This is a genomic window from Actinoplanes sp. NPDC021490 (assembly GCF_055562135.1).
The window spans coordinates 157,674-182,157 of the sequence record NZ_JBVHFW010000018.1 but is presented as its reverse complement, the minus strand read 5'-3'; the positions used below and the strand labels follow the sequence as shown (position 1 = coordinate 182,157).

At 68.7% G+C, this 24,484-nt stretch carries 25 protein-coding genes; 11 read left to right on the top strand and 14 right to left on the bottom strand.

Features of this window, described 5'->3' with window-relative positions:
- Positions 1-22 precede the first annotated feature (22 nt).
- The 4 genes from ACZ3I4_RS37055 to ACZ3I4_RS37040 all read right to left on the bottom strand — a co-directional run bounded on the left by ACZ3I4_RS37055 (position 23) and on the right by ACZ3I4_RS37040 (position 1,842).
- Positions 23-628 (bottom strand): dihydrofolate reductase family protein, encoded by a 606-nt coding sequence (locus tag ACZ3I4_RS37055; protein ID WP_465386766.1) that lies wholly within the window; start codon positions 626-628, stop codon positions 23-25.
- Positions 625-1,110 (bottom strand): SRPBCC family protein, encoded by a 486-nt coding sequence (locus tag ACZ3I4_RS37050; RefSeq protein WP_465386765.1) that lies wholly within the window; start codon positions 1,108-1,110, stop codon positions 625-627. The genes ACZ3I4_RS37055 and ACZ3I4_RS37050 overlap by 4 nt, the downstream gene beginning before the upstream one ends.
- Positions 1,085-1,426, bottom strand: a complete 342-nt coding sequence (locus tag ACZ3I4_RS37045) for an ArsR/SmtB family transcription factor (protein WP_465386764.1) — start codon at positions 1,424-1,426, stop codon at positions 1,085-1,087. Before ACZ3I4_RS37045 ends, ACZ3I4_RS37050 begins: the two co-directional genes overlap by 26 nt.
- A gap of 77 nt (positions 1,427-1,503) precedes the next feature.
- Complete coding sequence (locus ACZ3I4_RS37040) at positions 1,504-1,842, bottom strand: hypothetical protein (RefSeq protein WP_465386763.1); 339 nt, start codon at positions 1,840-1,842, stop codon at positions 1,504-1,506.
- A 278-nt stretch (positions 1,843-2,120) separates the two neighbouring features.
- On the opposite strand from ACZ3I4_RS37040, the gene ACZ3I4_RS37035 reads away from it, so the two are divergent.
- The 3 genes from ACZ3I4_RS37035 (at position 2,121) to ACZ3I4_RS37025 (ending at position 4,300) form a co-directional block, all read left to right on the top strand.
- Positions 2,121-2,576 (top strand): MarR family winged helix-turn-helix transcriptional regulator, encoded by a 456-nt coding sequence (locus ACZ3I4_RS37035; protein ID WP_465386762.1) that lies wholly within the window; start codon positions 2,121-2,123, stop codon positions 2,574-2,576.
- A gap of 48 nt (positions 2,577-2,624) precedes the next feature.
- Positions 2,625-3,476 carry an aminoglycoside phosphotransferase family protein gene (locus ACZ3I4_RS37030; protein ID WP_465386761.1) on the top strand — a complete coding sequence of 284 codons (852 nt, stop codon included), beginning with the start codon at positions 2,625-2,627 and terminating at the stop codon, positions 3,474-3,476.
- A gap of 74 nt (positions 3,477-3,550) precedes the next feature.
- Entirely contained in the window at positions 3,551-4,300 is a 750-nt protein-coding gene (locus ACZ3I4_RS37025; RefSeq protein ID WP_465386760.1) for a pectate lyase, read from the top strand.
- Between the two features lie 18 nt (positions 4,301-4,318).
- Here the strand turns inward: ACZ3I4_RS37025 and ACZ3I4_RS37020 are convergent, their stop codons facing one another.
- A complete protein-coding gene (locus tag ACZ3I4_RS37020) occupies positions 4,319-4,738 on the bottom strand; it encodes a universal stress protein (RefSeq protein WP_465386759.1) in 420 nt (139 codons plus the stop codon).
- A gap of 80 nt (positions 4,739-4,818) precedes the next feature.
- On the opposite strand from ACZ3I4_RS37020, the gene ACZ3I4_RS37015 reads away from it, so the two are divergent.
- The gene (locus ACZ3I4_RS37015) at positions 4,819-6,213 is read left to right on the top strand and encodes an APC family permease (RefSeq protein ID WP_465386758.1); all 1,395 of its coding nucleotides are present in this window, start codon (positions 4,819-4,821) and stop codon (positions 6,211-6,213) included.
- Between the two features lie 28 nt (positions 6,214-6,241).
- Here ACZ3I4_RS37015 and ACZ3I4_RS37010 read toward each other — a convergent pair whose 3' ends face one another.
- Positions 6,242-6,610, bottom strand: a complete 369-nt coding sequence (locus ACZ3I4_RS37010; RefSeq protein ID WP_465386757.1) for a MerR family DNA-binding transcriptional regulator — start codon at positions 6,608-6,610, stop codon at positions 6,242-6,244.
- A gap of 41 nt (positions 6,611-6,651) precedes the next feature.
- On the opposite strand from ACZ3I4_RS37010, the gene ACZ3I4_RS37005 reads away from it, so the two are divergent.
- From ACZ3I4_RS37005 to ACZ3I4_RS36990, 4 genes are all read left to right on the top strand, one after another.
- Entirely contained in the window at positions 6,652-7,215 is a 564-nt protein-coding gene (locus ACZ3I4_RS37005) for an NADPH-dependent FMN reductase (protein ID WP_465386756.1), read from the top strand.
- A gap of 21 nt (positions 7,216-7,236) precedes the next feature.
- Positions 7,237-7,557, top strand: a complete 321-nt coding sequence (locus tag ACZ3I4_RS37000; protein ID WP_465386755.1) for a hypothetical protein — start codon at positions 7,237-7,239, stop codon at positions 7,555-7,557.
- 2 nt (positions 7,558-7,559) lie between these two features.
- The gene (locus ACZ3I4_RS36995; RefSeq protein ID WP_465386754.1) at positions 7,560-8,933 is read left to right on the top strand and encodes a glycosyltransferase; all 1,374 of its coding nucleotides are present in this window, start codon (positions 7,560-7,562) and stop codon (positions 8,931-8,933) included.
- A 231-nt stretch (positions 8,934-9,164) separates the two neighbouring features.
- Positions 9,165-9,749: a peptidoglycan-binding domain-containing protein gene (locus ACZ3I4_RS36990; RefSeq protein ID WP_465386753.1), complete on the top strand. Its 585-nt coding sequence runs from the start codon at positions 9,165-9,167 to the stop codon at positions 9,747-9,749.
- Between the two features lie 124 nt (positions 9,750-9,873).
- On the opposite strand, the gene ACZ3I4_RS36985 is transcribed toward ACZ3I4_RS36990, so the two are convergent.
- From ACZ3I4_RS36985 to ACZ3I4_RS36970, 4 genes are all read right to left on the bottom strand, one after another.
- Complete coding sequence (locus ACZ3I4_RS36985; protein WP_465386752.1) at positions 9,874-10,788, bottom strand: carbohydrate ABC transporter permease; 915 nt, start codon at positions 10,786-10,788, stop codon at positions 9,874-9,876.
- The gene (locus ACZ3I4_RS36980) at positions 10,785-11,726 is read right to left on the bottom strand and encodes a carbohydrate ABC transporter permease (protein ID WP_465386846.1); all 942 of its coding nucleotides are present in this window, start codon (positions 11,724-11,726) and stop codon (positions 10,785-10,787) included. The genes ACZ3I4_RS36985 and ACZ3I4_RS36980 overlap by 4 nt, the downstream gene beginning before the upstream one ends.
- A 132-nt stretch (positions 11,727-11,858) precedes the next feature.
- Positions 11,859-13,226, bottom strand: coding sequence for an ABC transporter substrate-binding protein (locus tag ACZ3I4_RS36975; RefSeq protein WP_465386751.1), 1,368 nt, complete (start codon positions 13,224-13,226; stop codon positions 11,859-11,861).
- Positions 13,227-13,536: 310 nt separating this feature from the next.
- The gene (locus ACZ3I4_RS36970) at positions 13,537-14,901 is read right to left on the bottom strand and encodes a UDP-glucose dehydrogenase family protein (protein ID WP_465386750.1); all 1,365 of its coding nucleotides are present in this window, start codon (positions 14,899-14,901) and stop codon (positions 13,537-13,539) included.
- A gap of 495 nt (positions 14,902-15,396) precedes the next feature.
- Between ACZ3I4_RS36970 and ACZ3I4_RS36965 the strand changes: the two genes are divergently transcribed.
- Genes ACZ3I4_RS36965 through ACZ3I4_RS36955 form a run of 3 tightly spaced genes read left to right on the top strand, consistent with a single transcriptional unit; the run spans position 15,397 to position 22,140 of the window.
- Complete coding sequence (locus tag ACZ3I4_RS36965) at positions 15,397-18,063, top strand: cellulose binding domain-containing protein (protein ID WP_465386749.1); 2,667 nt, start codon at positions 15,397-15,399, stop codon at positions 18,061-18,063.
- A 59-nt stretch (positions 18,064-18,122) separates the two neighbouring features.
- On the top strand, positions 18,123-20,996 hold the full coding sequence (locus tag ACZ3I4_RS36960) for a glycoside hydrolase family 48 protein (RefSeq protein ID WP_465386845.1): 2,874 nt from the start codon (positions 18,123-18,125) through the stop codon (positions 20,994-20,996).
- A 13-nt stretch (positions 20,997-21,009) separates the two neighbouring features.
- A complete protein-coding gene (locus tag ACZ3I4_RS36955) occupies positions 21,010-22,140 on the top strand; it encodes a lytic polysaccharide monooxygenase (RefSeq protein ID WP_465386748.1) in 1,131 nt (376 codons plus the stop codon).
- 75 nt (positions 22,141-22,215) lie between these two features.
- On the opposite strand, the gene ACZ3I4_RS36950 is transcribed toward ACZ3I4_RS36955, so the two are convergent.
- The 4 genes from ACZ3I4_RS36950 to ACZ3I4_RS36935 form a co-directional block, all read right to left on the bottom strand.
- Positions 22,216-22,770 (bottom strand): Uma2 family endonuclease, encoded by a 555-nt coding sequence (locus ACZ3I4_RS36950; protein ID WP_465386747.1) that lies wholly within the window; start codon positions 22,768-22,770, stop codon positions 22,216-22,218.
- 142 nt (positions 22,771-22,912) lie between these two features.
- Positions 22,913-23,467, bottom strand: coding sequence for a TetR/AcrR family transcriptional regulator (locus ACZ3I4_RS36945; protein WP_465386746.1), 555 nt, complete (start codon positions 23,465-23,467; stop codon positions 22,913-22,915).
- Complete coding sequence (locus tag ACZ3I4_RS36940) at positions 23,464-24,150, bottom strand: DsbA family oxidoreductase (RefSeq protein ID WP_465386745.1); 687 nt, start codon at positions 24,148-24,150, stop codon at positions 23,464-23,466. The genes ACZ3I4_RS36945 and ACZ3I4_RS36940 overlap by 4 nt, the downstream gene beginning before the upstream one ends.
- Positions 24,150-24,287, bottom strand: a complete 138-nt coding sequence (locus ACZ3I4_RS36935; RefSeq protein WP_465386744.1) for a hypothetical protein — start codon at positions 24,285-24,287, stop codon at positions 24,150-24,152. The genes ACZ3I4_RS36940 and ACZ3I4_RS36935 overlap by 1 nt, the downstream gene beginning before the upstream one ends.
- Between the last annotated feature and the right edge of the window lie 197 nt (positions 24,288-24,484).

Sequence of the window (24,484 nt, the reverse complement as noted above, 5' to 3'; positions counted from 1 at the left end):
GCAGGACTTTATCCGCCCGTCCTCACGCCATGGAGCCGGTCTTGACCTGGCCCGCGGGCTCGTAGGTGGCCAGCGTCAGCCCGTTCGGCGACGGCCGGCTGCCGACCAGACGCAGGGCGCCGGCCGCCGAGCCGTCGGCGAACATCCGCTTCCCGCGGCCCAGCACCACAGGCGCGATCACCAGGCGGAAACGGTCGATCAGGCCGGCCCGCCACAACGACTGGATCAGGATCGGGCTCCCGTGGATCTGAAGTTCGGGGCCGTCGGTGCGTTTGAGGGCGGCCACCTCGGCCGGCACGTCGCCGGTCAGCAGCACCGAGCGCGCCCACGGCAGCGGCGGGGCGCCGTGGGAGGCGACGTACTTGGTGGCGTCGTTCAACGGTTTCGCGCCGGCCTCCTCGGGGGCGCCGGGCCAGTAGGCGGCCAGGATGTCGTACGTGCCCCGGCCGAGCAGCATGTCGAAGGGCTTGCTCATCGTCTCGGACAGGAACGCGCCGACCTCGTCGTCCCACAAGGGCGCCAGCCAGCCCCCGTACGGGAAACCGCCGGTCTTGTCCTCGGTCGGTGTGCCCGGCGCCTGCATCACGCCGTCGAGGCTGACCGAACCGACGACCACGACTTCTCTCATGAGCCCAGCACCTCGTCGATCTGTCCCACGGCCAGGCGCAGGCCCTCTTCCATGCCCATCTTGGCCATCTCCTGCAGGTGGTCGAGCGTGCTGAACTGCGTCGTCACCGTCATGCGGGTGCGGGCGCCGGCCGCCTCCAGGGTGACCGTCGAGTGCGTGGCGGCGGGTTCGGGAACGGGAACGCCGTTCTGGTCGGCGAAGCCGTCGTCGAACTCGAGCCGGCCCGGCGCCTCGATCGCGGTGATCTGCCACCAGCCGTGCGCCTTGGTGCCGTCGGGGCCGGTCATGTAGTAGGCCGAGCGGCCGCCGGCCCGGAAGTCGTGCGTGTCGAACGTGGCCGGCCAGGCCGGCGGGCCCCACCAGCGCTCCAGCTGGCGCGGATCCTCCCAGACCTGCCACACCCGGGCCGGCTCGGCGTCGAACTCGGCCACCAGCCTGAGCGTCAGATCTTCTTCGTCACGGTGCACGTCCAGCACTGTCATCGTTGTCTCCTCTGAGAACGTCCTCGATGCCGCGGACCCGGTGCCGCCAGAGCGACTCCAGCTCGGTCAGCACGCCGCCGGCCCGCCGGAGCGCCGCCACGTCGCCGTGGACAAGCTGCTCCCGGCCGCGGCGTTCCTTGGACACGAGCCCGGCCTGTTCCAGCACCGCCACGTGTTTCTGCACCGCGGCGAAACTCATCGGATAGAGCCGGGCCAGCGCCGAGACGGAATGGCCCTCGTGCAGGACCCGGGCGAGGATGTCGCGCCGGGTCGCATCCGCGAGCGCCTGGAACACGCGATCGGCATCTACAACCATTTGGTTGTACGTTATCAGCGGTCGCCGGAAATGCAAACTGCCCGCCGTGCACACGGCGGGCAGAAGGGCATTCGCTGTCAGTAGCGGTAGTGCCGGGCCGCGGCAGGCTCCCCTGTGGACTGCGCAGGGGTGTCGGACCAGCGGTTGCGCGCGGAGTTGGCCGCCGAACGGGCGCCCGCCTTGCGGCGCGACGACGGCTTCGGGGCGATCTCGACCCCCGGCCGCGGCTCGACCTGCTCGACCGACGACACCACGACGACCGACGCCGAACCGAGGTCCAGCATCCGCATCGCCGCCGTCCAGTCACCCGGAATGATGCCGACGACGTTGTAGCGGCGGGCCGAACAGTAGTCCAGGCATCGGGCAGCGCTCGCGCTGTAGTTCTCAGGGCGAACGTAAATTACTGCGTTGACCACGGGGTCATCCCTTCACCCGGCCGGCGTGACTGTCTGATGACTCTCGATATCCGAGCGAGATCTACCTAAACGCGTTCGTCACCTTCTGCATATCCGACGTTATGGATGGGTGACTGGACGAGTAACTCCCATCGATGGCGATCGGTCCCTTCTGTGCCACCCGACCGGTTAATTTCCGGATTTGGTGTTGCTTTCAACTATCCAGAGGAGAAGACTGCACCATCCCGGCAGTGAGTGCGTCTTGACCTCAAGCCGGGTTCACTTTCTACGGTGTCGCGATGACGACCACCGATCTCGCCGCCCAGCCCGTCGCCTACTGGACCGGTGTCGCGTACGAGGCCATCATCGCCTTCATCCGCGACCAGCAGGCCGCCCACGGATACACTCAGCCGCAGTTCTGGCTGCTGCGCAATCTGTCCCCACGCGACATCTCGCCCGACGGCCACGGCATGACCCTGGCCGAGCTCGAAGAGGCGATGTCTACCTATCTGCGCCGCGAGGACGACCTCGCCGAGGCCGCGGAACCCCTCATCGAGCGCGGCTGGCTGCGCCGCGACGACGACGATCGCCTGTGGATCACCGACGCGGGGGAGGAGGCGCTGGCCGGCCTCAAGAAGTTCACCCCGGCCATCCGGGACGCCATCCACGAGGGCATCGACGACGCCGACTACGCCACCACGGTTGCCGTGCTCCAGCGGATGATCCGCAACGTGGGCGGCCCGGACGCGCTGTGACGGTGAAATGAGGTCGACAGCCGGCCGCCGGTCGTCTGTGATGGCCGGGTGCAGATCGACACGGCTCTGGTGCGGCGACTGGTCGACCGGCAGTTCCCGCAGTGGTCCGGGTGGCCGCTGACGCTGGTCGACCCGGCCGGTTCCGACCACGTGATCCACCGCCTGGGCGACGAGTTCTCCGTACGCCTGCCGCGGCACGCGGGCGCGGTGGATCAGGCCCGGCTGGAGTTCGAGTGGCTGCCCCGGCTGGCCCCGCATCTGCCGCTGGTCATTCCGTCGCCGGTGGCCGTGGGCGAACCGGACCTCGGCTATCCATGGCACTGGGCCGTTTCCCGGTGGCTTCCCGGCAGAGTGGCCACTGTGGACCAGTTCGCCGGCTCGCGGGAAACCGCCGTGGTCCTGGCCGACTTCCTGACGGCGTTGCAGCGGGCGCCCGTCCCCGGCCGGGTTTTGGCTGACGACGAGGCGCTGGCCGCGCGGGACGAGGCGACCCGGGCGGCGATCGCTGAGGTGGCCGGGACGTTCGACGCGGCGGCGCTGTCGGAGGTCTGGCGGGCGGCCCTCGACGCGCCCGGCTGGGACCGGCCGCCGGTCTGGTTCCACGGCGACTTCCACACCGGCAACCTGCTCGCCGAGGGCGGCCGGGTCACGACGGTCATCGACTTCGGCGGGCTGGGCCGCGGCGACCCGGCGCGGGACATGATGATGCCGTTCACGCTCATGTCGGCCGCGTCCCGGGCGGTCTTCCGCGAGCGTCTGGGGGTCGACGACGCGACCTGGGCGCGCGGCCGGGGATGGGCGCTCGCGGCGGGTCTCAACGCCTATTGCTCGTACTCCGCCACCCGCCCGGACGTGGCCGCGTCGACGACCCGGCAGATCAACGAGGCGCTCGCGGGCTGAACCGGACACGCGGCCGGTCCGTACCCCTTGCCGACATCTGTCGGCTGTGGGGGCTTGATAGTGGAAGGCCAGCTATGACTGGACTCAAGCGTGTCCTCGCCGCATCGGTCGGTGTGGTCGGGGTGGGCGCCGCGGTGCTCTTCGCCAACTTCGCCGATGCGGCCGTACCGCCCGCCACCGGTGAGCAGGTCGTGACCGAGACGATCGAGGTCAGCGGCGTGTTCGACGGCGAGAACAAGCGGTTCATCGGCGGCGGCGACCTCGGCGGCGACGGTCAGGAGGAGGGGCAGGACGCCCTGTTCGACCTGGCCCCGGGCGCCACTCTGCAAAACGTGATCCTGGGCAGCCCGGCGGCGGACGGCGTGCACTGCGCCGGCAGCTGCACCCTGACCAACGTGCACTGGGAGGACGTCGGCGAGGACGCGGCCACCTTCCGCGGCGCGAACGCGACCGTGGTGATCGACGGCGGCAGCGCGGCCGCCGCCTCGGACAAGGTGTTCCAGGACAACCGGGGCGCCGGCGGGTCGGTGACGATCCGCAACTTCGAGGTGTCCGACTTCGGCAAGCTGTACCGCTCGTGCGGCAACTGCTCGACCCAGGCCGCCCGGACCGTGCGGATGGAGAACATCACGGCCACGGCGCCGGGCGACACCCTGGCCGGCGTCAACGTCAACCTCGGTGACCGGCTCACGATCGACGGGGTGACACTGACCGGCGGGGAGATCTCGCTGTGCGACCTGTTCGAGGGCAACGACACGGGCGACGAGCCCACCAAGATCGGGTCGGGTCCCGACGGCGTCAGCTGTGTGGTGACCGGCGCCTAGATTTCCACAGTCCGGCTTTCAGGCTGGATGTCCCGGATGGGTGATCACCAGGACCGGTTTGGCGGACTGTTTGATCAGGTCGAGCGGCACGCTTCCGAGCAGCCGCTCGGCCACCCTCGGCCGGGTGCTCGAGCCGGCCACGATCAGGTCGGCGTTGTTCTGCTTGGCGAAGTCGAGGATCGCCGCCACCGGCCGCCCCGGCAGCACCGTGACGGTCGCCTCGACCCCGGCCCCGGCCAGCCGCCGGGCGATCGAGGTGGCTGCGGCGTACGCGGCGTCGGAGAACACCGTGCGGGGCACGGAGGCCAGCCGTTCGAGCTCGACACCGTCGGCGGCGACCACCGAGATCGTCGCGCCGGTCTGTTTGGCCAGGCCGATCACCGCGTCGGCGAGCCAGGGCTGGTCGGCTTCGGGTTTCGCAGCTACGACGATGCGCATCACTAGACGTTAGCGGGTGATCGCGACCCGTCGATAGCTCTGACTCGACAGAACCGCAGATCTGTACCAGTCTCGCGGTTATGGCGGACGACGCGGTGGTGAAGGAAACAGGACGCGAACCGGAACTCAAGCGGGTCATGGGCCCGGGCCTGCTCCTGCTTTTCGTGGTCGGCGACATTCTCGGCACCGGCGTCTACGCGCTCACCGGCCGGGTGGCGAACGAGGTGGGCGGCGCCGTGTGGCTGCCGTTCCTCATCGCGTTCCTGGTGGCGCTGCTGACCGCGTTCAGCTATCTCGAACTGGTCACCAAATATCCCCGGGCGGCCGGGGCCGCGCTCTACACCCACAAAGCCTTCGGCATCCATTTCCTGACATTCATCATCGCCTTCGCGGTGATGTGCTCGGGCCTCACGTCGGCGTCGAGCGCGTCGAAGGCGTTCGCGTCGAACTTCGTCGAGGCGTTCGACCTGTCGATCGGTGACGGTTTCGCGCTCACCGCCATCGCGCTCGGCTTCATGCTGCTGATCGGGCTGATCAATTTCCGCGGTGTGGGCGAGAGCGTGAAGCTCAACGTGCTGCTCACCTGTGTCGAGCTGACCGGCCTGCTGATCGTCATCTGCATCGGCGCGTGGGCGCTGGGCGGCGGCAACGGCGACCTGTCCCGGCTCACCGACTTCTCAGCGGCCGAGGGCGAGTCCGCGTTCTTCTCGGTCACCGCGGCGACGGCGCTGGCCTTCTTCGCCATGGTCGGCTTCGAGGACTCGGTCAACATGGCCGAGGAGACCAAGGACCCCGTACGCATCTTCCCCAAGGTGATGCTGACCGGGCTCTGCATCACCGGCCTCATCTACGTGCTGGTCTCGATCTCGTCGGTCGCCCTCGTGCCCCCGGCGGAACTGGGCGAGGGCGACGCCCCGCTGCTGAAGGTCGTCGAGGCCGGCGCCTCCGCCTTCCCGCTCTGGATCTTCGCCTTCATCACGATGTTCGCCGTGGCCAACTCGGCCCTGATCAACATGCTGATGGCCAGCCGCCTGCTCTACGGCATGGCCAACGAGCGCGTGCTCCCCAAGATCCTCGGAAAGGTCCACCCCCGCCGCCGTACGCCGTGGGTCGGCATCGTCTTCACCACGGTAATCGCTTTCGGTCTCATCTGGTTCGCCGACCTGACCGCCCTGGGCGGCACCACCTCGCTGCTGCTCCTGTGCGTCTTCACCGTCGTCAACATCGCCGTCCTGGTCCTGCGCCGCGACCCGGTCGACCACAACCACTTCAAGGCCCCCACCGTCATCCCCGTGATCGGCGCCCTGGCCTGCGCCTACTTGGCCAGCCCCCTCTCCGGCCGCGCCGCCGCCGACTACCGGATCGCCGGCATCCTGCTGGTCATCGGCGTCATCCTGTGGCTGATCACGTTCCTCTACAACCGCTACGTCCGGCACGAGGAAACCGACCTCAACCCCACCAACCTGCGCGACTGACCCGGGTCGCCGCCCGGCGGCGTACGGCTCAGGCGTCGATCTCGCAGAGGCGGCCGTTGCCTCGCATGTCGTTCAGGTACGACTTGAGCGCCGCGGTGCGGGCTTCGGCCTCGGCTATCAGCGTGGTGGCCACCTGGCTCCAGTCGGCGGGCGCGGGGTCATCGGGCAGGGCGGCGAAGACGTCGGCGATCTCGCGGACCGTCAGGCCGACCCGCTGCGCCACCTTGGCCACCCGGATGCGGCAGGCCGCGCTCGCGTCGAAGCGGCGCTGGTCACCCGCCGTACGGATGGCCGTGATGATGCCGTGCTGCTCGTAGAAGCGGACCGCGGACGGGGCGACCCCGCTCTCGGCGGCCACGTCGCCGACCGAACGGGTGTGGGAGATCGTGGTGGTCATGACTTGACTTAAACATATGTTGAAGGCCCAGCGTGGTGCCCATGACTTCGACATCGCACATCGTCGTCCTGGCCGCCAGCGTCCGCGGGGAGCGAATGGGACGGGTCCTGGCCGACTGGGCCGGCACCCGCGTCACCGCCCAGTTCGGCCCCCACGACCTGGTCGACCTGGCCGAATGCGTGCTGCCCGACGACGAGCTGCTGCAGCCCGGTGGCGGCACCCCGACCCCGATCGCCGAGCGTCTCGACAAGGCCGACGGTTTCGTGTTCGTCACGCCCGAGTACAACCACTCCTATCCCGGCAGCCTCAAGCGCGCGATCGACTGGCACTACCGCGAGTGGATGTTCAAACCGGCCACCGTCCTGTCGTACGGGGTGCAGGGCGGTCTGCTGGCCACCGAGCATCTGCGCGGCGTCTTCGCCGAGCTCCACATGGTCACCACCCGCCGGGTGGTGGGGCTGCACGCGCCCTGGTACGACCTCGGCCCGACCGGCTACACCGCCCCCGAACCGGTGGCCAAGGCGTTCGACATGGCGCTGGGCGAGCTCGACTGGTGGTCGGAGACGTTGCGCGTCGCCCGGCGCGACCGCCCGTACGGGAAATGATCTGTCACGGGGTGCCTCAGCATGCTGACAGAGGGCATGTGCGTCAATGAAGGCATGGGACGGTTCTGGTTCGGGGGTGCGGCCGTCTATGCGGTGGCCGCCGGCATCGTTCTGCTGATCAGCCTGGTGTCGCAGGAGGGCCCGGGCGTCGCGTTCGTGCTGGCCGTGCCGGTGGTGCTGACCGTGCTGCCGCTTCTGGCCGGCCCGCAACGGATCCTGGTGTGGGGCTGCGCCGGTCTGCTGACCGGTTTTGTGCTCATCGGCGCGGCCTCGGTCGGCCTGATCTACGTGCCGGCGCTGGTGATGCTGGCCATCGGCGCCCGGCAGATCTCGAGGAGCTGACGATGCGGATCGCCATCCTGGCCGTCGGCAGCCGCGGCGACGTGGTGCCCTACGTGGGCCTGGGCGTGCGGCTCGAGCAGGCCGGGCACGAGGTCACCGTGGCCACGCACATGCTCTTCGAGAAGATGGTCGTGGGGCACGGCCTCCGGTACGCCGCCCTGCCGCTCGACACCCACGAGGAGCTGAGCGCCAAGGCGGGCAGCGGTTCCCTGACCGGGATCCTCGCGGTCAACCGGTCGGTCGGCGCGCAGGCACTGCCCCTGGGCCGGGCGATGGCCGAAGCCGCCCGGACCGCCGACGTGCTGCTGCTGACCCCCGCCGGTTGGATCGGCGGCCACGTGGCCGAGGGGCTCGGGCGGCCCAGCCTGGGCGTCTACCTGCAGCCGATGACCCCCACGCGCGAGTTCCCGCCGTCCACCGTCACCACGCGCTCGCTGGGCGCCCGCGGCAACCGCGCGGCGGCCCGGGCCGTGCTCGAGTGGGGCTCGCAACCCTACCGGCGCGGGGTGCGGGCGCTGCGCGCCGAACTCGGCCTGCCCCCCATCGGGCACCGCCAGTGGCTGCGCAACCTCGACGAATCCGGCTGGCCCATCTGCTACGGCTACAGCCCGCGCGTCGTGCCGCAGCCCGCGGACTGGCCGTCCTCGTGCACCACGGTCGGCTACTGGTGGGCCGCCCCCGAACCCGACTTCACGCCCCCGCCCGAGCTGGCCGCCTTCCTGGAGGCCGGGCCGCCTCCCGTCTACATCGGCTTCGGCAGCATGCCCGCCGCCGACCGCAGGGCGCTCTCGGCGCTGGTGGTGTCGGCCGCGCGGGCCGCCGGGGTGCGGGCGGTGCTCAGCGCGGGCTGGGCCGGCCTGGACGCCGCAGGGCTGGACGGCGCTGGGCTGGAAGCCGCGGGGCTCGGCACCGCTGGGCTTGGGGCAGCTGGGCTTGACGCCGCTGGGCTCGGCACCGCTGGGCTTGACGCCGCCGGGGTTAACGCCGCCGGGCTTGGCGCTGCTGGGCTTCGCGGCGCCGGCGACGACGTGCTGACGGTCGGGGACGTGCCGCACGAGTGGCTGTTCCCGCGGATGGCCGCGGTGGTCCACCACGCGGGGGCCGGCACAACCGCGGCCGGGCTGCGTGCGGGCGTGCCCGCGGTGCCTGTGCCTCTCATGGTCGATCAACCTTTCTGGGCGCGCCGGTTGCAACTGCTGGGGGTGGCGCCGGCCGTGGTCCCGTTCCGCCGCCTGAGCGCCGACCGGTTGGCGACCGCCATGGCGACGGCCGTGACCGACCCGCGCTATCGGCGTCGAGCTCAGGAACTGGCCGTCGACTTGTCGGCCGAGGACGGCGCCGGTGGTGTGCTGGAGGCATTGAAGCAGCTTCGCTGACCCCACGCCGGCGCCCCTGTGGATAACCGCCAATTGTGGATAACCGTCTCGGGCACGCCGCCGAGGTGTAGTTTCTGGCCGGTCCTGAAGGGCGCAACGTCCACTATGGATATCCCGAACGCCTGGGGCCACCCGTTTGGGTGAAGCCGCTACCTTCGGGCCGGCTCGGCTGAACTGCACTTCTGATTCGGCCGTGTCAGCAGCAAGATCTCGCCGACTCAAAGGAGAGCCATGAGACGGTACGGACCCTTCCGCAAGGCGCTCGCGGCCCTGGCCATCGTCTGCGCTGTCATCATCGGGGCCGGCGCTCCGGCCCAAGCGGATTCCGGCATCGAGTCCCCGTACAACACTCGCATCACGCTCGACATGAGCGAATGCGATCTGATGTACCTGGGCACCGCGGGCTCCTGCATCATCAGCCTGCAGACCTGGATGAACTGGGCCGTCGGCAACAAGCAGACCCGCATCCCCATCGACGGCCTTTACACCGAGCAGACCCGCGCTCTCGTGCAGACCTTCCAGCGCAAGTACGTGCCTGGCGTCAACCCCAACGGCATGTTCGGCGACAAATCACGGGCTGCGCTGCGCGAGTGGTTCGTAACCAAGTCCGAACGGTCCGCCAACTCGCACGGCACGGGCCTGCCCTGCAACACGGCCTTGGGCTGGGGCTGCGACATCGGCGCGGCCGTGCCGGGCCTGAACCTGTCCGGCGAGGCCAAGGTCGGCAAGTCCGTGTTCTGCGGCGGCCTCGGCTCGCTGGCCAAGGGGCCGTACGGGATCGCTACCGGCGTGTTCTGCGACATCCTCATCGACTGACCGCTCACGCTGATGGCGTGGCCCACCGTCACCCGACTCCCGGGTCGACGGTGGGCCTGGTGCGCGGGAAAGGGGAGGGGCCGCGTCCGGACGTGGACGCGGCCCCTCGGGGCGAGAGCGGGCCCTAGCCCTTGACGCTGCCTGCCAGCAGGCCGCGTACGAAGTAGCGCTGGAGCAGCAGGAACACCGTTACGGGAACGATGATGGAGACGAAGGCGCCGGCCGACAGCAGGTGCCAGGCGGTGCCTCGGGTGCCGGACAGGTTGGCCAGCTGCAGGGTGATGGGGGCGACCTCGTCGCCGCCGCCTGCGAAGACCAGGGCTACCAGCAGGTCGTTCCAGACCCAGAGGAACTGGAAGATGCCGAACGCCGCCAGTGCGGGGGTGAGCAGCGGCAGCATCACCTTGAAGAAGATCGAGACGTGGCCCGCGCCGTCGACGCGGGCGGCCTCGATCAGGCCGGCCGGGATCTCCCGCATGAAGTTGTGCAGCAGGTAGATCGCCAGCGGCAGGGCGAACGTCGCGTGCGACAGCCACAACGTCCAGAACGTGCCCGTGATGTCGATGCTCACGAAGATCTTGAGGAGAGGGATCAGCGTGACCTGCAGCGGGACGATCTGGAGGGCGAAGATCATCAGGAACAGGACGTTCCGGCCGGGGAACTTGATCCAGGCGAACGCGTACGCCGAGAGGGCCGCGATCGACATCGGGATCAGCACCGAGGGGATGCAGATGATCAGCGAGTTGACGAAGAACGCGGCCAGGTTGACGCCGCCCTCCTCGCCGAAGACCTTGCTGTAGTTCTCGAACGTGGTGGTGGGGTCGCTGAAGAACGTCCACCAGCCGGTCGTCTTGATGGCGCGCTCGGGACGGAACGAGGACACCAGCAGGCCGAAGGTCGGCAGCGTCCACAGGACCGCGATGACGATCGCGGCGATCGACGCCCACGGTGAGCTCAGGCGCTTCTTGGCGATCGACGAGGCGCTCGGCTTGTCGGCCACCAGGGGTGGCGTGGTCGTCAACGGAGTGCTGGTGCTCATGATGCCTCCGAACGACGCAGCGAGCGGATGTTGTAGATGACGATCGGGATGACCAGGATGAACAGCAGGACCGCGAGGGCGGCGCCCAGACCCTGGTTGTCGGCGTTGAACGTCTGCCGGTAGAACTCGTTGGCGACGACGCTGGTCTCGAAGTTGCCGCCGGTCATGGTGCGGACGATGTCGAAGACCTTGAGCGTGCCGATGCCGATCGTGGTCAGCACGACCACGACGGTCGGCTGGACGCTCGGCAGCGTGATCTTGCGGAACATGCTCCACGCGTTCACGCCGTCGAGGCGGGCGGCCTCGATGATGTCGTCCGGGATGGCCTTGATCGCGGCCGAGAGGATGGTCATCGCGAAGCCGGCCTGAATCCAGATCATCACGACGATCAGCAGGAACGAGTTGAGCGGGGATTCGATCAGCAGCTGGATGGGCTTACCGCCGAGCCAGACGATCACCTGGTTGACCAGGCCGATCTGCTTCACGTTGCCCTGGTCCGGGCGGTACTCGTAGACGAACTTCCAGATCACGCCGGCGGCCACGAACGAGATCGACATCGGCAGGAAGATGAGCGCCTTGGCGAACGACTCGAACCGCGACTTGTCGACCAGGATGGCGTAGACCAGGCCGATCGCGGTGGCCACGAACGGCGTCACGACGACCCAGAACACCGTGTTCCGCAGCACGGTCAGCTGGTCTTTGTCGGTAAAGATCGTGCCGTAGTTGTCGAAGCCGATGAACGCGTTGCCCGCGGCGTCGAAGAACGACTGGTAGATGGTGCGGAGGCCCGGATAGACGAGACCGACCGCGAGCATCAGCACGGCCGGCAGGAGGTAAAGGTAAGCGACGACCTTGTCGCCGCGCCTGCCGCCGAAACGGCCGGCGATGAAAAGAATGACGCCCATGATCGCGGCGAAGAGGAGCAGCGCCGCGAGCATTTGCAGGATTTTCTCCGGGGTGGTGGAGGCGGTGTTGAACACGCGGCCCGGCCCTCCTAGTTGCGCTGGAGTGGAGAGAGGTTCGGGGCCGGTCGGGAAAATGTCCCGACCGGCCCCGGCAGTGCTATGTGATTACTTGGGCCAGGCCTTTTCGATGTTGTCCACCGTGGCCTTGGTGTCCTGACCGGTGATCCACGCGGTCGACTGCTTCCAGAACGCGTCCGAGCCCACGGCGGCCGGCATCATGTCGGAGCCGTCGAAGCGGAACGTGGCGTTCGGGTCGAGCAGGATGCCACCGGCCAGCTTGTCGATCGGGTTCGTCAGGTTGGCCTGGTCGAGACCCTTGTTGGCGGTGACCCAGCCCGACGAGAGCTTGGCCTTGGTGTTGGCCCACACGTCCGAGGACAGGTAGGTCTGGAACGCCTTGACCTCGGGGCGGTCGGCGAAGGCCACCACGAACTCACCCGCGCCGAGAACCGGCTTGGTGTTGGCGTCCTTGCCGGGCAGGTAGAACGCGAAGACGTCTCCGTCCTCGGCGACCTTCGTGCCCTTCTCGAAGTTGGCAGCGTAGAAGCTGGCCTGCCGGTGCAGCGAGCACTGGCCCTCCAGGATCTTCAGGCCGGCGTCCTGGAACGTGGTGGTCGCGATGCTCTTGACGTCGCCGAGGCCACCGTTGACGTACTTGTCGTTCTTGAGGTAGCCACCGACGGCGTCGAACGCCGTCGCGATCTCGGGCGCGTTGAACGGGATCTCGTGGCTGACCCACTTGTCGTACGTCTCGGGCGAGCTGGTGCGCAGGACGAAGTCCTCGACCCAGTCGGTGACCGGCCAGCCGGTGGCGTCACCACTGGCGATGCCGGCACACCACGGCTTGCCGCCGTCCGCGGCGATCTTGTCGCTGAGCGCCTTGAGCTCGTCGAGCGTCGTCGGCACGGTGTAGCCCTTGTCCTTGAACTCCGCCGGCGAGTACCACACCAGGGACTTCACGCTCGCGCCGAGCGGAGCGCCGTAGAACTTGCCGTCGATCGTGGTGTAGGACTTCCAGGCCTTGTCCCAGAACTTGTCGACGTTGGCCGACACCTCTTCCGGCGCGGCCACGGCCTTGCCCGTCGAGACCAGCTGCTTGACCAGGCCCGGCTGGGGCACGATCGCGAGGTCCGGCGGGTTGCCGGCGCGGGCCCGCACCAGGATCTGGGTCTCGAAGGACTTGTCGCCCTCGTACTTGATGGTGGCGCCGGTGCACGTCTCGAAGGGCTTGTAGGACTCGATGTGCGGAGTGTCCTCCGGAGTCACGATGCCCGTGTAGATCGTGACCGTCTTGCCCTTGATGTCACCAAACTTGGTGTATGGCGCACAGTCGATGGCCGACGCCGAGGCGTCCGTGTCGCTGCCGCTGCCAGAATCGTCGCCGCCGCACGCCGCGAGGCCGAAAACCAGCCCCGCGCTCAGCGTGCCGGCGAGCGCGGCCCGGAAACGCGGGCTCGTAGGTTGACCGAACATACCGCTCCCTATGTCAAATCGCGCTTCCGACGTCCGGAGACGTCGCCGTCCGAAGCGCTACTTGGATCACAGTCAAGAGGTAACCGGCACGTTGCGCAATGATTTCCGCTGACTAGTCTCGGTAACGATACGGCGTCGCTGCTCCGGACACCTTAACCGGTTAAGGTAGAGCCCCTGGTCAGGCCGGGAAAAGCGCCTCACTTGGACCCTAGCCAAAGACAGGCCACCCCGTCCGGGATATCGGCGAATATCCGAGGCGGGGTGGCCTGATCGGTCGATACCGACCTTGGAGCTGCGAAGGGTAGAGGCCTCAGCCGGCCATCGAGAGGTACCGGTAGCCGAGGCGGCCCATGCGCTCGGCGTCGAGCACGTTGCGGCCGTCGAGCACGATCGGCGTACGCATCAGGCCGACGAACTTGCCCCAGTCGAGCTCGATGTACTGCGCCCACTTGGTCACCAGGACCACGGCGTCGCAGTCGTCGAAGACGCCGTCGAGCGTGTCGCTCAGGTGCGGCGCCATCTCGGGGTATTCGCGGCGGAACCGCTCGCCGGCGATCGGGTCGTGCAGCTTGACCCGGGCGCCCCGGGCGATCAGCAGGCCGGCGATGTCGAGGGCGGGCGAGTCGCGCAGGTCGTCGGTGTTGGGCTTGAAGGCCACACCGAGCAGGCCGATCTTGCGGCCCTTGAGGATGCGCAGCTCAGACTGCAGACGCTCGACCGCGATCTCGCGCTGCCGCTGGTTGACGTCGCGGGCGGCCTTCACGATCGGCATGTCGTAGTTGTATTCCGACGCCGTGGCGATCAGGGCCTTGGTGTCCTTGCCGAAGCAGGAACCGCCCCAGCCGACGCCGGGCTCCAGGAACCGCGAGCCGATGCGCTGGTCGAGGCCGATGCCCCGGGCCACCTCGGTGATGTCGGCGCCGACCTTGCCGGCCAGCTGGCCGATCTCGTTCACATAGCTGATCTTCAGAGCCAGGAACGCGTTGGCCGCGTATTTGATCAGCTCGGCGCTGGCCAGGTCGGTCGACACCAGCGGGACGGCCGTGGTGTCGTCGGGGCGCGGCTGGAAGGCCGGCGGCGTGAAGGTCTGGTTGATCAGCGGGCGGTAGAGCTGGTTGAGCACTTCGAGAGCACGCGGATTGTCGGAGCCGATGACGATGCGGTCGGGAAACAGAGTGTCGTGGATCGCGTTGCCCTCACGCAAGAACTCCGGATTCGACGCGACCGAGAATTCGCAGTTCTCCGGACGGCCGGCGCGCTGGGCGAACGAATCGCGCAGAATCGCATCGACCCAGTTGCCACTGCCGATCGGAACGGTCGACTTGTTGACCACAACGGTGAAGTCGTGGTCGAGATTTTGCGCGACGCTCTCGGCCGCCGAGCGCAGGTAGCGCAGATCGGGGCTGCCGTCGGCCGCGGACGGGGTCTGCACGGCGACGAAGACGACGTCGGCGCCCGGCACGCCCTCGGCGTAGCTGGTGGTGAACGTCAGGTTGGGCGCGGCCTCGGCCAGCAGTTCCTCCATGCCGGGCTCGTAGATGGGGCACTTGCCCCCGCGCAGCATGTCGACCTTTTCCTGATCGAGGTCGATGCAGGTCACCTGGTGCCCCAGGAAGGCCAGGCTCACCCCGGTGGTCAGCCCGACATAGCCCGTGCCGACAACGCAAACCTTCATCAAACACTCCTCCACCGCGGGCGACCTGGGGCAACTGGCGCCCCTCCCGTAATCACGGGCAGATGATACACAGCGTAGAAAAACGACGTGCAAATCCTTGACGTACGGTTATGGGTTCATTCCTTAGAGTTGCCAAGGTGTTCGCCGGTCATTACCGCAATTTAAATCGTTCAATACTCTGGCGCATTGCGGGAGCCGGTGAAATTTGCCACGGAGGGGTGACGCGGCACCCCGTGTGGCGCCGCATGCCCCAACGTGGCGGCATCATGCACGGCCCGTCACGCGCGACCGCCCGCGCCCGCCTCGCGCGACCGCCCGCCCTCGCGTGAGCGCGACCGCCCGCCCTCGCGCGAGCGCGCCCGGCGGCGCCCAGCAGATTTCCCAAGATATGCACGATTGTCAACTCCGGGTTTCCGGGGCTTGACAGCGGTGTGACACGCACACGACTCTTCTGGGAGCGCTCCCATGTGGAAGCTCATCGATGGAAGGTCTCGGATGCGAAGGTCCACCGTCGCGGCGGTCATCACCGCCGCCCTGCTCAGCGCGCCGGCCGCGGTGCTCGCCGACCCGCTGACGGCCACCGCGGAGGCGGCCGATCCGTACGCCTGGAAGAACGTCCGGATCGACGGCGGCGGGTTCGTGCCCGGCATCGTGTTCAACCCCGGCGAGCGGAACCTGATCTACGCCCGCACCGACATCGGCGGCGCCTACCGCTGGAATGAGGGCGGGCAGAGCTGGACGCCGCTGCTCGACTGGGTCGACCAGGACAACTGGGGCTACAACGGCGTGCTCAGCATCGCGCCCGACCCGGTCGAGACCAACCGGGTCTACGCGGCGGTCGGCATGTACACCAACAGCTGGGACCCGAACAACGGCGCGATCCTGCGCTCATCCGACAAGGGCGCCACCTGGCAGATCACCGAGCTGCCGTTCAAGAACGGCGGCAACATGCCGGGGCGCGGCATGGGGGAGCGACTGGCCGTCGACCCGCGCAACAACCGGAACGTCTATTTCGCCGCGGAGGGCGGAAACGGGCTGTGGCGCAGCACCGATTACGGCGCCACCTGGGCCGAGGTCGCGAACTTCCCGAACGCCGGCAACTACGTGCAGGACCCGGCCGACCCGAACGGCTATCTGAACCAGAACCAGGGACTGACCTGGGTCACCTTCGGCGCGGCGAACCAGATCTACGTCGGCGTGGCCGACAAACAGAACCCGGTCTACCGGTCGCTCGACGGCGGCGCGACCTGGGAACGCGTCCCCGGCCAGCCCACCGGCTACATCGCGCACAAGGGTGTCGTACAGGGAAACTATCTTTTCCTGGCGACCAGTGACACCGGCGGCCCGTACGACGGCGGCGCGGGCCAGGTGCAGCGGCTCGACACGACTACCGGCGTCTGGACGAACATCTCGCCCACCCCGGCCGCCGACGCGTACTACGGCTACTCGGGTCTGACCGTCGACCGGCAGCACCCGGGCACGCTCATGGTGGCCACGCAGATCTCCTGGTGGCCCGACGCGATCTTCTTCCGGAGCACCGACAACGGCGCCACCTGGACGCGCATCTGGGACTTCACCAGCTATCCGTCGGTGTCCCGGCGCTACAGCATGGACATCTCGGCCAACCCGTGGCTCGACTTCAACACCAACCCGCAGCCGCCCGAGTCGACACCCAAGCTCGGCTGGATGAACGAGTCGCTGGAGATCGACCCGTTCAACTCCGACCGCATGCTGTACGGCACCGGCGCCACCATCTATGGCACGACGCAGCTGACCAACTGGGACAGCGACACCACCTTCACGATCAAGCCGATGGCCAAGGGCCTGGAGGAGACCGCCGTCCTCGACCTGGCCAGCCCGCCGTCGGGGGCCCCGCTGGTCAGCGCGCTGGGCGACATCGGCGGCTTCCACCACGCCTCGCTCGACGCCGTGCCGCCCGCCTTCCACGACACCCCGGCCCTGGGCAGCAACACCTCGCTGGACTTCGCCGAGCTCAGCCCGACTGTGTTCGCCCGGGTGGGCAACGCGGACGCCGCCCCGCACATCGGCATCTCGTCCGACGGCGGCAAGAACTGGTATCAGGGCCAGGAGCCGGCCGGGGTCACCGGCGGCGGCACGATCGCGGTCGGCGCCGACGCGAACGCCATGGTCTGGTCGCCGGCCGGCGCCGGGGTGCACTACTCGACCACGCGGGGCAGTTCGTGGACGGCGTCGAGCGGCGTGCCGGCCGGCGCGATCGTCGAGAGCGACCGCGTCGATCCCAAGACCTTCTACGCGTACGCCGCGGGGAAGTTCTTCACGAGCAAGGACGGCGGCGCGACGTTCACCGCGTCGTCGGCGGCCCTGCCCGCGACCGGACGGGTGCACTTCAAGGCCGTTCCGGGCGCGGCCGGTCACGTCTGGTTCGCGGGGGAGAGCGGCCTGCTGCGCTCGACCGACGCCGGCGCGACCTTCACCAAGGTGGCCTCGGTGACCTCGGGCATCAACGTCGCGTTCGGCAAGGCGGCACCGGGAGCCACCCACCCGGCGATCTTCCTGGTCGGCACGGTCGGCGGCGTGGCCGGGGTGTTCCGCTCCGACGACACCGGCGGCTCGTGGATCCGGATCAACGACGACCAGCACCAGTACGGGAACATGGGCGACGCCCTGGCCGGTGACCCGCGCGTCTATGGCCGCGTCTACCTGGGCACCAACGGCCGCGGCATCCTGTACGCCGACCGGACCGGGGGATCCACTCCGGCGCCGACCACGCCGACGCCGACCACGCCGGCGCCGACGACCCCGGCGCCCACCACCCCGGCGCCCACCACGCCCGTGCCGACCACGCCGCCGCCGACCACTCCGGCCCCCTCGGGTGGCTGCACGGCGGCGTACAAGGTCACCGGCACCTGGAGCGGTGGCTTCCAGGGCGAGGTGACCGTCACCAACACCGGCACGGCCCCGGTCACCGCCTGGACCGTCGGGTGGGCCTTCACCGGCGGTCAGAGCGTCACCCAGCTGTGGGGCGGCGCCCACACGCAGACCGGCACCGCGGTCAGCGTGCGCAACGCCTCCTGGAACGGCGCCCTCGCCGCGGGCGCAAGCACCACGTTCGGCTTCCTCGGAAGCACCAGCGGCAGCACCAATCCCGTCCCCTCCCCGGTCACCTGCGCCCCGGCGTAGCGCGCCTCCCCACAGGAAGGACTTCCCCCGTGCAAGTCAGATCAAGAGCCAGACGCGTGCTGGCCGTCACCGGCGCCGCCGTCCTCGGCGCCGGCGCGGCCCTCGCGGCCGGCGCCCCGGCGCTCGCCGCCCCGGGCTGCACCGTCGTCTACAAGGTGCAGAGCCAGTGGAGCGGCGGGTTCACCGGCGACATCGCCATCACCAACACCGGCGACGCGGTGACCTCCTGGAAGCTCGAGTACGACTTCCCGGACGCGTCGCAGAAGGTGACCCAGGGCTGGAGCGGCGTCTACGCGCAGAGCGGCCAGCACGTCACCGTGAACAACGCGGCCTGGAACGGCAACCTGGGCGCCAACGGGTCGGTCAGCACCGGCTTCAACGGCACCTTCGGCTCGGCCAACCCGGTGCCGACCGCGTTCACGCTCAACGGCACCCGATGCAACGGCGCCGCCAACGCGCCCACGGTCGAGATCAGCAGCCCGGCCGCCAACACGCGCTACACCGCGCCGGCGTCGATCCCGATCACGGCGGTGCCCGGCGGCACGGTCGCCAAGGTCGAGTTCTACCACGACGGCCTGCTGCTCAACACCGACACGGCCGCGCCGTACACGTACACCTGGACCGGCGTGCCGGCCCAGACCGCGGCCTACCACCTGCAGGCGATCGCGTACGACTCGGCGGGCACCAAGAGCAACACCGCCGACGTGCCGGTCTTCGTCGACGCCGCCACCACGCCGGCGATCGTCGCGGACGCCTCCTCGGTGAGCGTCTCGCCCGGCGCCTCATCCACCTTCAAGATCGCGCTGTCCAAGGCGCCCACGGCCAACGTGACCGTGGCGGTGGCCCGTAGCAGCGGATCCACCGCGGTGTCGGCCACGCCGGCCTCGCTCACCTTCACCCCGGCCAACTGGAACACCGGCCAGACCGTCACGATCGCCGCCACGAGCGCGGCGACCGTCGGCGCGACCGCCGCGTTCTCGGCCTCGGCGACCGGGCACACCGCCGCGACGATCAACGCGACCGTCGTCCGCGAGGGTGCGGCCGACGCCCGGTTCACCCAGATGTACAACGACATCAAGAACCCGGCCAACGGCTACTTCAGCCCGGACGGCGTGCCCTACCACTCGATCGAGACGCTGATCGACGAGGCGCCCGACCACGGCCACGAGACCACCTCCGAGGCGTTCAGCTACTGGCTGTGGCTCGAGGCGGAATACGGGCACACGTCGGGCAACTGGGCGCCGTTCAACAGCGCCTGGGCGACGATGGAGAAGTACATCATCCCGTCGCACGCCGACCAGCCGACCAACGACAAGTACGACGCGTCCAAGCCGGCGACGTACGCGGCCGAATACCCGCTGCCGTCGCAGTACCCGTCGCAGCTCGACCCGAGCGTCTCGGTGGGCAGCGACCCGCTGGCGTCCGAGCTGAAGAGCGCGTACGGCACCTCCGACATCTACGGCATGCACTGGCTGCTGGACGTGGACAACACGTACGGCTTCGGCCACTGCGGTGACGGCACCTCGCGCAACGTCTACATCAACACCTTCCAGCGCGGCCCGCAGGAGTCGACGTTCGAGACCGTGCCGCAGCCCTCCTGCGACACGTTCAAGCACGGCGGCCCGAACGGCTTCCTGGACCTGTTCACCAAGGACTCCAGCTACGCCAAGCAGTGGAAGTACACCAACGCCCCGGACGCGGACTCGCGCGCGGTGCAGGCGGCGTACTGGGCGTACACCTGGGCCACCGAGCAGGGCAAGCAGTCGCAGCTGACGTCGTCCGTGACCAACGCGGCCAAGATGGGCGACTACCTGCGCTACTCCTTCTACGACAAGTACTTCAAGCAGCCGGGCTGCGCCTCGACCTCGTGCGCGGCGGGCACCGGCAAGAACGCCTCCAGCAACCTGATGTCCTGGTATTACGCCTGGGGTGGCGCGACCGACACCAACGCCGGCTGGGCGTGGCGGATCGGCTCGAGCACCAGCCACTTCGGCTACCAGAACCCGATGGCGGCCTACGTGCTGTCCAACGTCAGCGCCTTCGCCCCGAAGTCGCCGACGGCCAAGGCCGACTGGCAGGCCAGCCTGAACCGGCAGCTCGAGTTCTACCAGTGGCTGCAGTCGTCCGAGGGCGCGATCGCCGGCGGCGCGACGAACAGCTGGAACGGCAGCTACCAGGCCCGTCCGGCCGGCGTGCCGACGTTCTACGGACTCTCGTACGTGGAAGCCCCGGTCTACGAGGACCCGCCGTCGAACCGCTGGTTCGGCATGCAGACCTGGTCGCTGGAGCGCCTGGCCGAGTACTACTACCTGACCAATGACGCCAAGGCCAAGTCGGTGCTGGACAAGTGGGTGCCGTGGGCGCTGGAGAACAGCACCATCAGCGCCACCGACTTCTCGATCCCGTCGGACATGGCCTGGACGGGCGCCCCGGCCACCTGGAACGCGTCGTCACCGGCGGCCAACACCAACCTGCACGTCACGGTGACCAGCCACGGCCAGGACCTCGGCGTGGCCGGCTCGTACGCCAAGCTGCTCACCTACTACGCGGCGAAGTCCGGCAACGCCGCGGCCAAGACCGCGGCGAAGAACCTGCTCGACGCGATCTGGACCAAGAAGGACTCGAAGGGCGTGTCGGTCACCGAGACCCGCGCCGACTACAACCGGATGGACGACACCTACAACGCGTCGACCGGCCAGGGCATCTACATCCCGCCGGGCTGGAGCGGCAAGATGCCGAACGGCGACGAGATCAAGCCGGGCGTGTCCTTCCTGGACATCCGCTCCTTCTACAAGAACGACCCGGACTACCCGAAGGTCGACGCGTACCTGAAGGGCGGACCGGCGCCCACGTTCAACTACCACCGTTTCTGGGCCCAGGTCGATGTGGCCACCGGCTACGCCGACTTCGCCCGGCTGTTCCCCAACGGTTAGGAGGTTTTGGTTCATGAGAAAAAAGCTTCTGATGTACGCGATGGCGGGACTACTCGCCGCCGGAGTCGGAGCGGTCGTCTCTCCCGTCGCCGCTCAGGCGCACGGCGCCATGATGGTGCCGGGCAGCCGCACCTGGCTCTGCTACAAGGACGGCCGCAACCCGAACACGGGGGCGATCGAGCCCAAGAACGCGGCCTGTGCCGCCGCGGTCGCGCAGAGCGGGACGACCTCGCTCTACAACTGGTTCGCCGTGCTCCGCTCGGACGGGGCGGGCCGGATGGACGGGTTCATCCCGAACGGTGAGCTCTGTTCCGGTGGCACCGGAGGCCCGTACAACTTCACGGGCTTCAACCTGGCGCGTAACGACTGGCCGGTGACCCACCTGACCGCGGGCCGGCAGATCGAGGTGCAGTACAACAACTGGGCCAAGCACCCCGGCACGTTCCGCATGTACATCACCAAGGACAGCTGGAGCCCGACCCGGGCGCTGGCCTGGAGCGACCTCGAAGCGACGCCGTTCGACTCGTCGACCAACCCGCCCAGCCAGGGCGGTCCCGGCTCCGACGACGGTCACTACTACTGGAACGCGACGCTGCCGTCCGGCAAGAGCGGCCGCCACCTGATCTACTCGGTGTGGCAGCGTTCGGACAGCAACGAGACGTTCTACGGCTGCTCCGACGTCGTCTTCGACGGCGGCAACGGCGAGGTGACCGGCGTGGGCGGCGGTGGCACGACCACCCCGCCGCCGACCACTCCGCCGCCGACGACCCCTCCGCCCACCACCCCGCCCCCGACGACGCCTCCGCCCACGACGCCTCCGCCGACCACCCCGCCGCCGGGCAACTCCGCGTGCAACGCGATGTTCAACATCACGGGCACGTGGAACGGAGGCTTCCAGGCCGAGGTGATGGTGCACGCCGACACGGCCGCCATCGGCAACTGGACGGTCTCCTGGACCTGGCCGGGCTCGCAGAGCCTGCAACAGGCCTGGAACGGCACGGCCACGAGCACCGGCTCGCTGGTCACGGTCAAGAACGCTGCCTACAACGGCACGGTCGCGGCCGGCAAGTACGTCACGTTCGGCATGCTGGGAACCGGCACCGCGCCACCGTCGGTGAACAACCTGGCCTGCTCGACAACCTGACCCGACCCGCTCCATGAAGCCGGCGGCGGCGCTTCCAGCGCCGCCGCCGGCCTCTATCGGGCGCGCGGGCGTCGGCTATGACTCCAGTAAGGACGCCACTTCGAGCTCGAAAGCAAACGGCTCGTCCATGGTCAGCGTCTGACCGGGAACTGCCATCGCAAAAGGGATGTAATGGTCGCCGACGAGCTTATGCAGGTGTACTTCGACCGAGTCCTGCGGTTGCTCGATCCGGAGATACCAGTCGATGCCGGCGGCCGCGTAAAGCTGTGGTTTGAGCAGCCGATCTGTCCCCGCGTTGCTCGGTGACACCACCTCGGCGACGAGCTTGGCCTCAGCGGCCTCCAGCTTTGCGCCGTCGAAGTCAGTGTCGGCGATGACCACGTCGGGCTGGAGGATGCGGCCGGTCACCAGACGAAGATTGATGTCCTGCAGCACACGGAGTCCGGCACGCCGAGCCGGGACGTACAGGTTCATCGCCAGCAGGAGCACGATGTTCTGATGGCGCTTGCTCGGTGCGGGACTCACTAACAAGCTCCCATCAACCAGTTCGATCCGGTTGGGGGTCTCGCCGAGCGCGAAGTACTCGTCCTCGCTCCACGGTTCCGGGTGTGCCTGCGTTGCCACGCTCATCAGATCGCCTCACGTCTCGGCGGATGCTGCCCTAAGCGTGCCATGGAAGACCGCCCGATGCGAGCAGCCGACGCGGTCTCACCTGCGGTCCGACCCACCGCCCTACTTGTCGCCCGGAAGGTTAACACACGACCAGGGGTAGCTATCGATGGGTGCGCAGGCCGCGCAGGACGAAGTCGAGGCGGCGGTGGTAGTCGGCGCGGGTCTGCTGGTTGCAGGATCGGACTATGACGCCGCGTTCGAGGATCAAGTAGTTCAGGTCCTCGGGAGTGATGTCGGCCCGGACCACGCCGGCGGCCTGGGCGTCGGCCAGCAGGCGGGTGCCGAAGTGGCAGGCGCGGTCGAACAGGCACGTCAGGGGTTCGGAGTCGGGGAGGGCGCGCATCAGGACGTCGTTGGCCGCGGGCTCGTCGAATTGGAGAAGCCACGTGCGCAGGAGGTACTGCTCGAAGCGGAGCAGTGGGCCGTCGAGGGCGTCCACGGCGTCGATAATCTCGTGGATGCGGGCGGCCACCAGCTCGTCGACCACCGCGTCGATCAGGCCGCGGCGGCTGCCGAAGCGGTGGTAGATCGTGCCCTTGCTGACGCCGGCGGCCCGGGCCACCTCGTCGAGCGGGGTGGTCAGGCCGCCGGTGCGGAACACGTCGAGGGCAGCGCGGCGGATGCCCTCGACGTTGCGCCGGGCGTCGGCTCTCATGCGGGGGAGGCTGCCCTGTCCTGCCACGTCACGTCCAGGGCCTGGCGGAACATCTCGACCGGCTGGGCGCCCGAGACGGCCCGCTTGTTGTCGAAGACGAAGAACGGCACGCCGCTGATGCCGAGCTGCCGGGCCTGCGCCAGGTCGGCCCGGATGTCCTGCTCGTAAGCCATGGCCGACAGGGCCTTCAGGGCCTCGGCACGGTCGAGGCCGAGCTCGGCGCCCAGGTCGGCCAGCACCGCGTGGTCGGCCAGGTTGAGGCCCTCGGTGAACTCGGCCCGGAACAGGCGGTCGACCATCGGCAGCTCCTGGCCGTGCGCCTTGGCCAGGTGGATCATCCGGTGCGCGTCCAGCGTGTTGATCATCATGGTGGACGGGAACCGGTAGTCGAGGCCGGACTGGGCGCCGCGCGCGGCCAGCTGGGCGTGCGAGGCCTCGATCTGGGCCTTGGGCATGCCGTAGTTCTGCGCCAGGTAGTCGTCGGCCAGGACGGCCTCGCCCTCGGGGAAGCCCGGGTTGAGCTGGAAGCTGTGATAGCGGACCTGGACCGCCGAGCCATGCGGGAACTGCTCGACGGCCTCCTTGAGGACGGCGTTGCCGAGGTAGCAGAACGGGCAGACGACGTCGCTCCAGACGTCGACCACGATCGGCTCGGCCGCGCGGCCGAAGACGCTGGCGCTCATCAGTCGCACCACCCGTCGACGGCGCAGACACCGGAGTCGCCGTCGGCCGGCTCCAGCAGGATCAGGGGCGCCGGAGCGGGCTCGGCCGCCTCCGGTTCGACGACGACCAGGTCGTCCGTCTCGGTACTTGACTGCATGGTCAACAAGCTACCTCTAACTTGACGCGACCGCCAAGTTAGGGCGGTACTTTCCGGCCGGAAGGCCGAAAGTTCCGGCGGCCTCAAAGTCCGCTAAAACCCCATGATCCAGCGGTCCGGATATTGACGACATAGATGAACGCCTTTACGTTACGGGGGTTCGTCCGATGCGTTACCGAAACTTCCGATCCACCGCG

Coding starts and splice junctions, on each gene's coding strand:
- ACZ3I4_RS37005 (WP_465386756.1), top strand. CDS start 6,652: ATGACTTCGACATCGCACATCGTCGTCCTGGCCGCCAGCGTCCGCGGG.
- ACZ3I4_RS36935 (WP_465386744.1), bottom strand. CDS start 24,287: ATGCAGTCAAGTACCGAGACGGACGACCTGGTCGTCGTCGAACCGGAG.
- ACZ3I4_RS37035 (WP_465386762.1), top strand. CDS start 2,121: ATGACGACCACCGATCTCGCCGCCCAGCCCGTCGCCTACTGGACCGGT.
- ACZ3I4_RS36945 (WP_465386746.1), bottom strand. CDS start 23,467: ATGAGAGCCGACGCCCGGCGCAACGTCGAGGGCATCCGCCGCGCTGCC.
- ACZ3I4_RS36965 (WP_465386749.1), top strand. CDS start 15,397: ATGCGAAGGTCCACCGTCGCGGCGGTCATCACCGCCGCCCTGCTCAGC.
- ACZ3I4_RS36975 (WP_465386751.1), bottom strand. CDS start 13,226: ATGTTCGGTCAACCTACGAGCCCGCGTTTCCGGGCCGCGCTCGCCGGC.
- ACZ3I4_RS37055 (WP_465386766.1), bottom strand. CDS start 628: ATGAGAGAAGTCGTGGTCGTCGGTTCGGTCAGCCTCGACGGCGTGATG.
- ACZ3I4_RS37025 (WP_465386760.1), top strand. CDS start 3,551: ATGACTGGACTCAAGCGTGTCCTCGCCGCATCGGTCGGTGTGGTCGGG.
- ACZ3I4_RS36955 (WP_465386748.1), top strand. CDS start 21,010: ATGAGAAAAAAGCTTCTGATGTACGCGATGGCGGGACTACTCGCCGCC.
- ACZ3I4_RS37045 (WP_465386764.1), bottom strand. CDS start 1,426: ATGGTTGTAGATGCCGATCGCGTGTTCCAGGCGCTCGCGGATGCGACC.
- ACZ3I4_RS36940 (WP_465386745.1), bottom strand. CDS start 24,150: ATGAGCGCCAGCGTCTTCGGCCGCGCGGCCGAGCCGATCGTGGTCGAC.
- ACZ3I4_RS37010 (WP_465386757.1), bottom strand. CDS start 6,610: ATGACCACCACGATCTCCCACACCCGTTCGGTCGGCGACGTGGCCGCC.
- ACZ3I4_RS37020 (WP_465386759.1), bottom strand. CDS start 4,738: ATGCGCATCGTCGTAGCTGCGAAACCCGAAGCCGACCAGCCCTGGCTC.
- ACZ3I4_RS36985 (WP_465386752.1), bottom strand. CDS start 10,788: ATGAGCACCAGCACTCCGTTGACGACCACGCCACCCCTGGTGGCCGAC.
- ACZ3I4_RS36980 (WP_465386846.1), bottom strand. CDS start 11,726: ATGCTCGCGGCGCTGCTCCTCTTCGCCGCGATCATGGGCGTCATTCTT.
- ACZ3I4_RS37000 (WP_465386755.1), top strand. CDS start 7,237: ATGCTGACAGAGGGCATGTGCGTCAATGAAGGCATGGGACGGTTCTGG.
- ACZ3I4_RS37015 (WP_465386758.1), top strand. CDS start 4,819: ATGGCGGACGACGCGGTGGTGAAGGAAACAGGACGCGAACCGGAACTC.
- ACZ3I4_RS36950 (WP_465386747.1), bottom strand. CDS start 22,770: ATGAGCGTGGCAACGCAGGCACACCCGGAACCGTGGAGCGAGGACGAG.
- ACZ3I4_RS36995 (WP_465386754.1), top strand. CDS start 7,560: ATGCGGATCGCCATCCTGGCCGTCGGCAGCCGCGGCGACGTGGTGCCC.
- ACZ3I4_RS36970 (WP_465386750.1), bottom strand. CDS start 14,901: ATGAAGGTTTGCGTTGTCGGCACGGGCTATGTCGGGCTGACCACCGGG.
- ACZ3I4_RS37050 (WP_465386765.1), bottom strand. CDS start 1,110: ATGACAGTGCTGGACGTGCACCGTGACGAAGAAGATCTGACGCTCAGG.
- ACZ3I4_RS36990 (WP_465386753.1), top strand. CDS start 9,165: ATGAGACGGTACGGACCCTTCCGCAAGGCGCTCGCGGCCCTGGCCATC.